At 47.2% G+C, this 14094-nt stretch carries 7 protein-coding genes; all 7 read right to left on the bottom strand.

All coding sequences use genetic code 11. The annotated features are described in order from the left end of the window. Positions 1-10: 10 nt before the first annotated feature. Positions 11-835, bottom strand: a complete 825-nt coding sequence (locus BS614_RS17695) for a carbohydrate ABC transporter permease (RefSeq protein ID WP_036608291.1) — start codon at positions 833-835, stop codon at positions 11-13. Between the two features lie 22 nt (positions 836-857). Next, positions 858-1724 (bottom strand): carbohydrate ABC transporter permease, encoded by an 867-nt coding sequence (locus BS614_RS17690; RefSeq protein WP_036608294.1) that lies wholly within the window; start codon positions 1722-1724, stop codon positions 858-860. 67 nt (positions 1725-1791) lie between these two features. Continuing rightward, on the bottom strand, positions 1792-3171 hold the full coding sequence (locus tag BS614_RS17685) for an extracellular solute-binding protein (protein ID WP_036608296.1): 1380 nt from the start codon (positions 3169-3171) through the stop codon (positions 1792-1794). Positions 3172-3249: 78 nt separating this feature from the next. Then, positions 3250-4551 (bottom strand): glycoside hydrolase family 125 protein, encoded by a 1302-nt coding sequence (locus tag BS614_RS17680; RefSeq protein ID WP_074094929.1) that lies wholly within the window; start codon positions 4549-4551, stop codon positions 3250-3252. Between the two features lie 223 nt (positions 4552-4774). Next, positions 4775-5947 (bottom strand): GntR family transcriptional regulator, encoded by a 1173-nt coding sequence (locus tag BS614_RS17675; RefSeq protein WP_342351895.1) that lies wholly within the window; start codon positions 5945-5947, stop codon positions 4775-4777. Between the two features lie 305 nt (positions 5948-6252). After that, the gene (locus BS614_RS17670) at positions 6253-11499 is read right to left on the bottom strand and encodes a S8 family peptidase (protein WP_074094927.1); all 5247 of its coding nucleotides are present in this window, start codon (positions 11497-11499) and stop codon (positions 6253-6255) included. 688 nt (positions 11500-12187) lie between these two features. After that, complete coding sequence (locus BS614_RS31150; protein ID WP_084174582.1) at positions 12188-13798, bottom strand: exosporium glycoprotein BclB-related protein; 1611 nt, start codon at positions 13796-13798, stop codon at positions 12188-12190. Positions 13799-14094 lie beyond the last annotated feature (296 nt).

Below are 14094 nucleotides of genomic sequence, written 5' to 3'. Positions count from 1 at the left end.
CCTCCTGTCATTAACCTTTGGTTGCCCCGCCCATGCTGAAGCCCTTGGACATGTAACGCTGGGAGAAAATATATAGCACAACCGAAGGCATTGTATAAAGTAGTGAAAATGCAGCCAATCTTCCGTATTCAACCATACCGTGGCTGCCGAAAAATTGATAAATCGTGACCGATGCCGGAAGTTTCTCCGGTGTCTGGAGCAGGATGTATGGCACGAAGAAGTTGCCCCAACTTCCCGAAAAAGTAAATATCGCTATCGTTGCGATACCGGGCAACATCAATGGCGCCACGATTCGTCTCAAACTACTCCACACGGACGCTCCGTCAATCCATGCCGATTCTTCCAAATCAATCGGCACCGAATCCATGAAGTTTTTCATCATCCAGATGCCGTAAGGAAGTGAGGATGCGGTCAGAAACAGCATCGTGGCAATGATGCTATTTTGCATTTTGAAGAACAGAAACATTTGAAATACCGGAACCATCACGGCAGTAATCGGAAGAGCTGTCATGAACAGAATGGATAACAAGAAGCTTTTTTTGAATCTCATTTCATAACGAGATAAAGGATAAGCAGCAAGAACAGATACCAGAACAACCAATATCGCTTGCCCTCCCGACAGAATCAGGCCTACACCGAATGAACGAAGATTGCTCGAATCCCCGAGTACATCCTTGAAATTTTGAATGGTCCAGGTACTGGGCATTTTGATGCCCTGTTGCGCGTTCGGGTCAAATGAAGCCAGAATGATCCAGAGCAGCGGCAATAAAAAACAGAGCCCTAGAAAAACTAGAATCCCGTACTGAATTTTGCGTTGAAGCCCATGTTTGACCATAGGGATCGAACCTCCTTCATGGTTACACTTTCACTTTCATAGATCGCATGTAGAACAGGCTGGCGATAATACCGATGAACAACAGAACCAGAGATATGGCTGTGCCGTATCCAAATTGATAGTTCACAAAGGCCTGGTTGTACATGAAGATCGGCAAGGTTTGTGTTGAAGTACCCGGGCCACCACCGGTCATCGTATAGATCAGCGTGAACACGCCCAGTGTCTGTAGGGTAACCAACATCATGTTAGTCACGATGGACCCTTTTACCATTGGAATCGTAATGTGTCTGACAATCTGGAACCCGGTAGCGCTGTCAATAATGGCAGCTTCTTCGACTTCCTTCGGGATATCATCCAGTGCCGACTGATAGACCATCATTGAAAAGGCTGTGCCGTGCCAGATATTTGCGATAATTACACTCACCATAGGGAAACTGAACAACCAGGAGACTGGATTCGCCCCAAACCAGCCGAGGATCTGATTCAATGAACCATTGTCACTGAAAAAGGCGACCATACAGAATGCCACGACAATCTCGGGTGTCACCCAACCGGCAATGACGATGATGCCGATGACCCGGCGGAAGGTCACATTTTTCTCCTTCATTAGAAGAGCCAGAATGAACCCAAGCAATACCTGACCAATCACTGCGGAGAAGATGAGAAAGACCAGCGTGCGCCAGACACTAATCCGGAAGTCCGGATCATGGAACATATTAATGAAATTCTGGAATCCGACAAACTCCAAACTCTTGGCTGCCGCCCCAGTCAGAGCCATATTCGTAAAGGCAAAACAGATCGTCAGAATGATGGGAACAATGAAAAACACAAGTAATAACAGTACGGAAGGCATTAGAAACAGAAATGAACCTGGTGCTTTCCTTTTCATAAGTCACTCTCCATTCGAACCGGAAAAAGGGGAGATTGTGCCTCCCCCTCCGAATATATCAATATCCTTATTTCTCTTCGATGCTGTCCGCGCCAAGGGAACGGGATACGTTGTCCTTTAATTGCGTAACTCCCTCTTCCGGCGTCAGCTTGCCAGAGGCAATGCTCTCAACAATGCTTTGCAATTGTGCGGATACCGCTGCATATTGATCGTTCGCAGGACGGAAGTGGGCCACATTCAAAAGTTCCTGTGCTTCTTTGGTATATGGACGATCCGTATAACCTTCCACTTCTGTGGAATCATTACGTGGGCTGAGGCTGCCTTCCGCCACTACGCGTGCAGTCGCATTTTCCTTATTCATGAGAAACTCGATAAATTTCCATGCTTCTTCCTTGTTCTTCGCTTGTGCAGGGACCGACCAAGCCCATCCTCCAGACATTGTAGTTGCTCCAGGTTCTTCCCCATTTTGTGTCGGGAATGGTGCAAAGCCTATTTTCTCTTCAACGTTGGCAATTGGAGCAGCACCGTTCTCGGCCCATGTCGAACCTGCCCAGCTACCATCTACAGCCATCGCCAGTTTGTCTTGTGGGAACTGTTGCTGGAAGGCAATACTGCCAGCTTGTCCATTCAAGGCAACCTGCATGGTTGGACCTGTTTTATCCGTGTTAAACACTTGATCTATGAATTTGAAAGAATCCAGCAGCCCCGGGCTGTTAACGACCCATTTTTTGCTCGTGTCGTTATACAGCGTATCCGCCGTACCATAGAGCAGCATTTCCAGCGTTTGCATGGTAACTCCTTCACCGTTCGCTTTGCCCACAATCATATTAAGTGGTGTCACACCCGGCAGTTTTTGCTTGATGGTACGTGCTGCTTCGAGTACTTCTGCCCAGCTTGCAGGTTTGAATGGAACTTCAAGACCCGCCTGTTGGAACAGTTCCTTGTTGTACCAGATCCCGCGTGTATCCGAAGTAGCCGGAACGCCATACACCTTGCCGTCTTCGCCGGTAACCCCTGCCTTCAGGTTGTCGATGATGTGTTCTTCCCAATCGGACCATCCCTGAACCTGTGTATCCAACGGCTCCAGATATCCCGCAGCAGCATCGGATTTGATGATGGATGTATCTTCGGCAATAACATCTGGCGCCGTGTCAGGCGATTTCATCTGTAAAACCATTTTGGACGTATAATCACCCTCACTTGCCAATACAGGCGCAATGTTGATTTTGATATCCGGGTTTTCTTTCTCAAATTGATCCACCAAGCCTGATTGGAAAAACTTCGTAAGTGTATCTTCAGATCCTGAAGAACGGAACGATACAGTTACTTCCTTCTTGCCATCACTGGTTGTGCCTGTGCTTGAGCTTCCGCCCGAACAGGCTGTAGTAAGAATGAGCAAGGATGTCATAACTGCTGCTACCGGCATTTTCAATGATATTTTTCTCATGATTCGCTCTCCTCTTGTCGGAATTCAACGAACTCCGAACGTTATGATGTACTCGCAGGTTATCTCTTGCATCCCTATCTATTTCTGTACGCGGAATCCGCAATAATCCATAATCAGTTCACTAAAGAGCATGTTGGACCATGAAAACCATGGACGTGTATATTCATGTGGATTGTTGGCCGAAAAACCTTCATGGGTCAGTCCGGTATCCGCATCCGTCTTATGGATGAGCTGAAGCAATCGTAGTTTTTCATTGCGATCCTCTGTAGTCAGCCCCTGCATCGATAAAGCGATATGCCAGATGTACCCTTCCGGTGTATGCGGACTACCGATTCCTGCTGCTGCTGTTCCCTCATAAAAATACGGGTTGTGCGAGGAAAGAATGAAACGGCGTGTATTCTGATACACCTCGTCGTTCTCCTCCACATATCCGAGATAAGGTAAAGACAGCAGGCTCGGCACATTGGCATCATCCATCAGATTGTGATTGCCTTTCCCATCCGTTTCGTACGCATATATGGTTCCATATTCCGGATGTTCAACGGTGCCATAATCCTGAATGCCTTTGTTGATCTGTTCCTCCAACTGCTTAGCATTCGTTGCCAGCGTTTCATCCTCGAACACCGCTTCAGCAATTTCCTGAAGATATCGAAGCGCCACAACAGCGAACATATTGGATGGAATCAGATAACCATATTCACAACGATCGTCGCTGGGACGGAATCCCGACCAGGTCATGCCTGTGTAGGCTGTTTCAGTACCTCGCCCCTCTCGGCTGAGCGTATCGGTCTCGGGAGCATCCAGACGTTGGAACGTGTAGGGTGATTTCGTCTCATGATGTTGCTCCACTTGCCATAACTGCATGATGATCTCGGCTGCTTTACGGAACGTATCATTGAATTGAGTTGTTCTTCCCGTGTTCTTCCACAAGAGATAACTGAGCTGAATTGGATAAGCCAGTGAGTCGATCTCATACTTCCGTTCCCAGATCCAATCATTCATCTGCGTCAGGTCTTCCTGATGTCCTTTTCCACTCTCCGTCTCATTAAAAGCGTTTGCATAAGGGTCCAGGAGAATATAATTCAGTTGACGTTCAACCAGTCCAGCGATCATGTCAGCGATATCTTCATCCTCTGAAGCGAGAACCAGATAAGGTCTGACCTGAGCAGCAGAATCACGTAACCACATGGCAGGGATATCTCCCGTAATTACAAAAGTCGTTCCATCTTCTTTGCGCTGAATTGTGGTCGCCATCGTATTGGTAAAACAATTTTTGAACATTTGGTTAAGTTCCGGATAATCCGGCATACGTTTGTTAACCTGATCAATCATGTCGTATATCGAGGGAGAAATTTCTTGATCATCTCTGGGTGTCAGCATGTTGTCCTCCTTATGTAATCCAGTTTGTTAACCGCTTTCATCATCCTAAAACGAATATAATGTTATGTCAATATATTTATTTGTATATTAGCATGTTATTTTAATTTAACATCACCAAATAATATACCATTTTAAGAAATTCTCCCCATTTTATCCACACAAAAAAGAGACCTCGTTTACACGAAGCCCCTGATTGAACACAATGAATATTAAGTTGTTATAATTAACCCTTTTGTTTCACCATACTCGTTGATTTACCCTTCACCAAGCGGGCAGGCAAAATAACTCTGTTCACTGCCATTTCATTGTTCTGCATACTTTGAAGCACCATCTCGAATGCCTGTTTTCCCATATCAAACTGGCTTTGTCTCATATGTGTTATACGGCTTCCTTCGGCAGCGTTTGGACTGTCAAAGCAAATGATGGACATATCTTCTGGAATTCTCAGACCAAGCCGATCCGCTGCCTGTTCTGCAAGTAAAGCAATATGATACTCCGCAGCAAAGAGTGCAGTAATCTGGGGGTATTTCTGTAAATGTTCCACCAATGTCTCCACATCACGGACCTCGACTTGAGGATCAAACACACTTGGCAGTGTCGAAAGAAAAGATTCTAACCACAGTTCCCTGTTCACCAGAACTCCTTGATCATTATGAGCCTCAATGATTCCTTCAATTCGTTCTTCAATCGGTGTAGTGTTCGCCGGAGGCTGCGTCAGAAAAGCGATGTGTCGGTGACCGAGGTTGAACAGATAATTCGTCCCTTCTCGCGCCGCGCCTACATTATCCGTACTGACAGATGAAGCCGGAATTCCTTTCAAGTACCGGTCAATCAGGACAAAGGGGAATTTGTTAACGACCAGTTTAAGAATCTCATCGCTGAAATATTCACCCTGTGCCGGGAAAATAATCAATCCATCCACACCCAGTTCCAGCAGTTCCTGAATGCTCTGTTCCTCCTGCTCGGGAATCCCGAAGGAGCGTCTAAGTACGAGAAAACAATCATGCTCTCGCGAAGCTTCTTCCATCCCATATAACAGTTCTGTACCATACATATCGCTGAAGTTAGTGATGACCAGCCCAATGAGCAGCTTCTTTTCTGGATCTTTGATCGTAGCACGCGGAGCAGGTCTGTTAGATCTTTCTTGTAACATTTCTGCTGTGTCGGCAACAAAAGAACCCCGTCCCGGCTGACGAACAATTAATTGTTCACTCGCCAGCATCTCAAGTGCTTTTTTAGTGGTAATCCGGCTAACTCCGAATTCATCACATAATTCCTTCTCCGAAGGTACACGCTCACCCACTTGGTATTGATGAAGCTGTATCCGTTCGCGCAAGGATTCAAAGATCTGTTCATACATCGGCTTGGATGCCGAGTCTTTCCCCAATACAAACACCTCCATAAATACCCATACTTCTCATGTTCTACATCCTAATATATCATGTTATATCATTAATGTGAAGAAAGGAGACAACTCACCTGCTGACATGTGAGAGCAAAATAAAAAGCATTCCAATGGATGCTTCATTTCCAAAAGTTTATTATTAAATTTATTTGGTGTAAATAACCATAGCCGAGTAATCTTAGGCGTCAGATGTGAATCAAGACAACAAAAAGCCGACAAGCCCTGATACCTTGGCTTATCGGCTTCTTGCTTAGATGGTCAAAATGCAGTTATCGTCCAAGTCATACTTTGCATAATTAAGGTTGCAGACTCTCAGCGGACGGTGGACCTACTTCTGTTTCAGTCTCTTCAGGGCTCGAATCTGGTTCTGGAACGGATTGTTCTTGTGCTGCGCTGACGAACAATCGTCCAGCTGCTTCAGCCTCTACTTTGTTGCCTGCTGCATCCTGAGCGCGAATCACAATGACTCCACCATCCAGAACAAGGGATGAAGGTGTTGTGTACGTACCCGTGTAACGACCAGGTTCAGTCTCCACCAATGGAATCTCTCCTGCCCCTTGGGCATTCAGATTCAAAGGTAACTGAATACGGAAAGATGCTTGCAGACCAGGTTTACTGTCAAATGAAACGGTAACACTCTCCCCTGATGTGATTCGAACATCTTCAGCCGGAGTAATATTCGTAAGTTCTGGCAACGCCGTTTCCACATAGACGGTGCGGGTTACGGTTGTTTTGTTACCAGCGATATCGGTTGCTGTAACGGTTATTGTGTTCTCGCCTTCATTGACCAATACACGGTGACTGAAACTTCTGTCTTTACCCACTTGTACGGTTTGTCCGTTAACGGTTACCTTATCGAGGAATTGTTCCACGACATTACCCGTTACGTGAACCACTTCTGCATTGATGCGATCCCCTTGAGCTGGCGTGAGAATCGTCAATTGTGGTTTGGTCTGATCCAGAATAATGACTACGGGGAGTGAACGGTCCGTTGTTTTACCGTCTACCACTGCCTCCGCAGTAATCGCATTAATGCCAGAACGGAGCTTCACACCGTATGAGAACTTCCCATTTGCCACCGTTGTGGTGCCAGCCAGATCCTTGCCGTTGTAGATCTTGATCTGAGCTCCAGATGCCGGAGACGTTCCCGACACAGTGAAGGTCGATTGATTCGTATACGTGTTTGCAGGTACTGTGAGCACAGGTGCATTTACCGGATATCTCACGACTGCACGAATCATGTAATTGCCTTCTTCTACCGGTGAAGTACTCCATGCTCCGCTTACACGCTGCCAGCTTCGACCAGCATTCGTACCATTCTCATCGGTAGCGAGTCCCGGAGCACTTGTTCCGGCTACGCTTTGTACATACACGATATAGAAGTCACCCGTTACAATGACCGGTTCTGGGAATTCAACGGTTGTCCATTGATCGTTACGAAGTGCAGTACCGTCGAATGGTCCAGCCAGCTGTCGTCCTGGAGCTCCACCCGCACCCGATGCATCATATACGGCATATTGGAACGTTGTACCTCCAGGCACAGGCCACTCGGTGTTCCAGAATCGGAACGATGCACCTGTCAGTTGAGCGGTCTCCAGCTCTGGTGTCATTCGAACTGCCCAAGCGTTATCCGCAGCGTTAAAAGCTCGTGCGTTCTCTGCTGATCCATCATCATAAGCAATTTCCCCAGGGAAACCGATGAACGGTTTCAAAGCAACATTTGCCTCAGCCGTACCATTACCAGGTACAGTCACAGTTACGGTTTTACTGTAATAATCAGCCGCCCGGATGGATAGAGTGTAGCTTCCTTCTAATACCTGAATAACGAAGCTGCCATCTGAACCTGTGCGAACTTCACCTACATTGGCATCTTCGACCACGAGAACGGAAGCATCAGCCAGTGGTTGACCTGTCCGCTCATCCGTTACTACACCTTCAATCTGTCCATGCGGGATTGCCTCCAGATTAAAGTTGGCTTTGGCTCCATTGCCATCGGTGATCGTTACCTGCTGAGTTCGAGGATAATAGCCATACGCCTCAGCTTTTAACGTGTAATCACCTGCTACATGTGTGAAGCTGTACTTGCCTGTAGCTGAATCTGTCTTCACCGAACGTCCGGTCTCCAGTACGGTAACCGTTGCACTTGCAGGCAAGCTTTGTGGATTAACCGAACCTGTTTCTGGTTTTTCGACTTCCGGTTGTTGCTGTTTCGTTTTGTTAAATTCCGCTTTGTCTGTCCGCGAAATTTTGTACCATGGATTATCATAGGACGGTTTTGGTTTGTCATTGTTAAGCACAACCGCACTGTCCTCCGTTACCGTCTCCGCAGCAACTCCCAGTACACGGAAATCATCAATAAACCACCCTGTCTTCACAACACTGTTATCTGAGGTCAGTCGGAACCGGAATTGAACTTCGTTACCGGTAAGTGCATCCAGATCATAAAATACAGGTGTCCATTGTTTACCGTTTGTACTATGTGAGAATTTGCCCAGTTCTGACCATGTGGTTCCACCATCCTTGGTGACTTCCACATACCCGTAGTCATATCCACTCTCAATCTCGTACCAATGATTAAACGTGAGTGTTCCTTCGGACACATCCGTCAAATCAATGACCGGAGATACGAGTGAATAGTTGGAACCACTCTCGTACGTATTGTCGAGATCAGTCGCCCAGACATTCGGTGGAGAAACCGCGCTGGCAGGTCCCGTTACCGGAATACCGCGTTCCCACTCATCTTTGGTTCCTGAATGAGTCCAGCCATTGTCATCACTGCCATCGAAATGATCAATGTAGATATCCTGAGGCACTTCTACTGTAATGGAGACCTCGTTCGATTTGTCACTTTCATTGCCACTATAATCAAGTGCGGCAACGGTATAGTAATACGTCGAATCTGTCACCGTAGCCGTATCTGTAAACGTTGTTCCTGTTGCAGTTCCAATGGATTCATAACCTGCACCTGCGGTTGTGGAGCGATATACCACATAGGATTCGAGATCCTCATCGCTCGGACCCGTCCAGCTCAAGGCTACATTACCAAGAATATCGGCCGTCGCAGACAATCCGGCAGGAGCGCCCGGAGCAATCTCATCCAGTTCTTCTACAGCGAAATCATCAATGTACCAGCCAGCCTTTTGCAATGAATTATCGCTCGTCAGATTGAATTTGATGAACACCTGCTGGCCCGCGTATTCGCGAAGATCCACATATTGTGTCTTCCAATTGCCACCTGTACCCGTGAAGGTTAACAGCTCTTCGAACACATAATCGCTATCCTCGGAAGCGATGTATACCTTGCCGAAGTCGATGTTATTCTCCAGGTCATACCAGTGCTTGAAGGATAATAATGCCCCTTCTGGACTCTCGGTTAGATCAATAGGCGGCGCAAGCAGATATGCATTGCTATTCGCCACATAAGTTCCTTGCAGATTGGTTGCAATCACCTTGTCACCGGAGTATGCACTTCCAGGACCACTACTTGGTGCTCCCCATACCCAGGTACTTCCGGTTCCACCAGTCGTGAAGCCCAGCTGATCTTCTTCAAAATCCTGAAGATATCCTGGCTGAACACCATTGGAGACAGCCACTTTATATACCTGACTTTCGAATCCGTTGTTACCGTAGTCATTCACGCGGATATAATACTCCACACCTTGTGGCTCAATGAGAAAAGCCGGAATGGTCGCTGTGTACGTACCATCTTTGTTATCTCCGGTAATCCGATTCATCGGCAGATAGACGTACTGATTGGTACCTGTCGTTTTGGCAAAAGCCTCAACGGAGACTACCGCGACGTTATCTGTCACATGAGCGGTTAATGGTATATCGATGCCAGTAAAGGCAGAATTAACAGGGGTATGTGCCAGTACCGGCTCTTCCAGATCATCTCCGGCCGTAACCACTCTGCCCGATACTGTGCCGATCCCTTCGAGTACAGAACCCACAGCATCAAGGGCATTAATAATGCCGTGACCGTAGCCGTTATTAGGAGATGTCGGATACTGACTATCCGTTCTCGGCGTGGCTGTATCTGTAATGATCTGCTCCAGCTGATCCACTGTAAGGGAATGATTCGCCTGAAGCAGCAGTGCAGCAAGCGCAGTTGTATGCGGGCCTGCCATGGACGTTCCGTTCCAGCCTCCCTCATATACTCCGCCCGGAACTGATGAACGGATATTCACACCCGGGGCAGATACTTCAGGTTTGATCTCACCATACGGGGATGGGCCCAGCAGGGAGAACGAAGCCAGATTTCCGTTGATATCGGTTGCTCCTGTAGCAAAACTTTCAGGATAGTTGGCCGGGTTAGCAACAGAACCAGGTCCGCCCGGGTTACCCAGTCTCACATTTCCTGCGGAGAATTCCGGGAAAATCTGAGCATCACGCCAGGCTTGCACCATCGGTCGGAACCATTCATCCAATCCTGCGCCTCCGCCCCATGAGTTGTTGACGACATCCGGTGCCAGTTCAGGATGCAGATTGCCTTCCGCATCGACCGGAGCGATCAACCACTGACCGCCATCCAGAATAATGGCATCCGTTGTTTCAGGATTGAATATCCGTACACCAATCCATTTCGCACCGGGAGCAACCCCGATCTGGTTGGTGCCATCCGCTTCAGAGCCAACCATCGTACCCATCGTGTGTGTACCATGCCCGTCTCCATCCGCAGGAAGTGAAGCATTACTGTGCGGATCATACCAGCTCAGTTCGGGATCAACGATATTGCCCGAAGCATCCAGTCCCCGCCATTTGCTGCGAAGCGCCGGGTGGGTATAATCCACACCACTGTCCAGATTGGCAACAACAATCCCTGTTCCATCGATGCCCCGATCCCACACGGCTGGCGCATTGATGTAATCCAGGTTCCATTCCACGTTTTCTGTCGCAAGCTTGTCTTTTGCAGCAGGCTCTTTGTCTTTGACTCCGACTGAAGAGTCTTTAGTTGGCGTTTGGACAACATCTTTGCCTGATGCCGCATTCGCCGGTTCTTTACTCACTTCGGCTTTCTGTAAGTATCGTGTCTCATTCGGTAGAATCTTCTCCACCTCAGGCAGCAACGCAATCTGTTCCATGACTTCTTTGGTACTCGTCACTGCCAGTGAATTGACAATAAAATAGCTTTTATATTCTTTGACCTTACCAAGGTCAACTTCCTTTTCCAGATAAGTTTCCAATGGATATTGTGTACGCGAGGCCGTTTCTCGCAGAGAGCTGACGACCGAATTACGAACGGACAGCTTTGTGGCTGAAGCCGTTTGTTTGGCGATGGTCGCCTTTTCAAGGGCCTGTTTGGAGACTGCTGCTGTATCCACCTGTTCCTTCATTTTCACCAGATAGGTCACATATTCACTACCATCAAATTCTTTGGTTAACTTGGCGTTTACTTTGGATTCCGTAACTTTGGCAAGTCCAGATTTCATATCCAATTTGGATGATGTGGAGTTTTCAGCTGAAACCGGATGAATGATCGAAAATGCAAGGAGAAGCGAGAGCCCCATGGAGATGGGCTTGCGTAACCGATTAATCTTTATCAAACTTTTCCACTCCTTTTACCCGGTTTTTTAATTTAGTCTGGTACATATGCCCTTCTCTGCAGAATGAAACGATAAAATAACCTTTATTGCGTACGAAATAGATACCCTGGATTTCACATAAAGCCTCACCTCCTTTACAGGTCTGGTTGGGGAACAATATGAGTCAGAAGAGATAACAGATCAGTCTATGTTTTTTTACTTGGAAGTTTAGGAGATTGAATGAAACGGATTAAACCATGTGAGTGAATAGTGTGGGTGTTTGAATCATGCAATGAGAGTGAATGTCTATAAGCATTCATGTGGAAGGGTAATCTGGAGCGTTAGCAGAACGCTTGCTAAGGAGTGGTGGATATGACTTTCGATCATAATTCGAGTGAGTAGTTAAACGTTTTAATTACATATAATAGTCGATTAGGAATTTAATTGGATTTTATTGGTATAGTATAAAGTCATTATTCGATATACACAAGCACTATATTGAAAAATATAGAAAATAAGTCTATTTAATGCTTTTATGTGTCTCATGTCGCTTACGTATTTCATCTTATTTTTCGTACTCATGCATCTTTTTGATGAATAATAGTTTGTAGTAGTTCTATATAACCAAGACCTGACACTCAAAATTTCAAATCAAGAAAAAGAACGACATGAGAACTCTCATGTCGTTCATCTCAAAATTTATATCTCATCATGTAATGTTCACGCCGCCACTTGCATACCCGACAACCGTATTCACAAGTGTGAGTCCGGCTGCCGTTGCCGAGAACACCAGCAGCAGACGTGTCTGTGCAGTCACAGGTATAGTCAATCCGGTTGTTATGCCATTGGAGATACTACCCAATGCAATAATACCGGTGAGTGGAGGTGCCAATGTAACAACCGCCCCCGGAACCGCAGTAAATGCATTATCAGGAGTAGGTGAACTGAATAATTGCGCAGTGATGGTCACCGTTGAACCAACCAAGGCCAAGGCTGCTGTGGTACTGAAATAGGCAGCAATCGAAGTTATAACGCCATCCCGTGGGACAGAGAACGCAAAGTTAATGAGTGGTCCGACAATCGTCCCCGTTAAATCAATCGTGCCACCCAGAATGCTGACTCCGGTTGCCGAGCTTCCGAAACCAATGAGACTTGTGGTTCCTACCAGTCCACCAGCAATGGTTGTCAATATGGCAGGTCCGCCAGAAGCAAACGGTATAATGGCGCCAGAACCCGTAGCTCCAGTAACACCCGTGAGACCTGTAACCCCTGTCACACCCGTGAGACCTGTAGCCCCTGTCACACCCGTGAGACCTGTCGTTCCTGTCACACCCGTGAGACCTGTCGTTCCTGTCACACCCGTGAGACCTGTCGTTCCTGTCACACCTGTGAGACCTGTCGTTCCTGTCACACCAGTAGCTCCGGCCCCTGTCACACCCGTCGCTCCAGCCAAACCAGGGTCACCCGTTGCCCCGGTAGCCCCGGTGACTCCCGCAAGTCCAGCTGCACCCGTATTCCCTACGGCTCCGGTGGCTCCAGTTAAACCCGGATCGCCCGTTGCTCCTGTAACGCCCGCTGCCCCAACGGCTCCTGTGCTCCCCGTTACGCCTGTCGCTCCTGTTGCGCCAGTAACACCTGTCGCACCTGCTGGTCCCTGGGCACCAGCAGCTCCCGGTGTACCAGCTGGACCTACACCACCCTGAGAACCAGCAGCGCCAGCCGGGCCTTGTGGACCAGGTACGCCCTGAGGACCCGCTGGTCCTGCAGGTCCTGCCGGACCTTGACTCCCTATGTTTCTAAGCCCTGTTGTGATAGCCAATTCCGTCGCCCGGATCAAAATGACCAGTTGATCTTTCTCAGTCGAATCGATATTCCCCTGTAAAATGACAGATAGGAGCACATCCAGCAATTGCTGTAAATTGGTTCCCACACTGATCGGAGAAAATGGAACGGCCTCTGCAGATACAATGGTAAGCTCCAAGATCGCTTCGAGATCTGCCTTGGTTCCCTTTTTCAAATCCGAATGATGAACCAGAGCCAGTAATTTACGCAGTACCTCAATCAGAAGTGAAACATTGTGAGGCGAGGGATTCGCAAAAACCTGTACAATTGCTCCCTTCAACTCACCAATTAATTTGAGAAGCAATTCGGCTTCTTTATCAAAACACTTATGATGGTGGTTATTGTGGTGATGATTGTGGTGGTTATGATGGTGCTCGTGATGGTGTTCTTTGTGCTGCTCTTGGGGATGGTCACAGTCCTCAGCTTTTTTTTTCTTAAATCCGCTCCATCCATATCTAATGCGTTTCTTTGGTTTCATCTTTTTTGCAGATCCTCCTTAGTGAGTCTCAATCATTCCATTACAGGCGAACATCACTGGTTTGATCTAAACAGTATATTAGCCACAACGAATTTCGTGATTATTTTTTCATGTAATTGTATTCGCATTCTTACCCGAATATTTCTATTCACGAGTGGACATACATCCACTTACCTTGTGTTGTTCAGGCTATTTGACGTACTGGCAACGTCCAGGAATGTTGTTTCGATAGGAGTAAGATTTTTAGCAGACCTGTGCGAATGAACGGTCCGTCCCTTGGTCCCTTTAATATATTG

Origin of the sequence: Paenibacillus xylanexedens (genome assembly GCF_001908275.1) — a bacterium.
GTDB classification, from domain to species: domain Bacteria; phylum Bacillota; class Bacilli; order Paenibacillales; family Paenibacillaceae; genus Paenibacillus; species Paenibacillus xylanexedens_A.
This window is presented reverse-complemented; position numbering and strand designations above follow the sequence as displayed.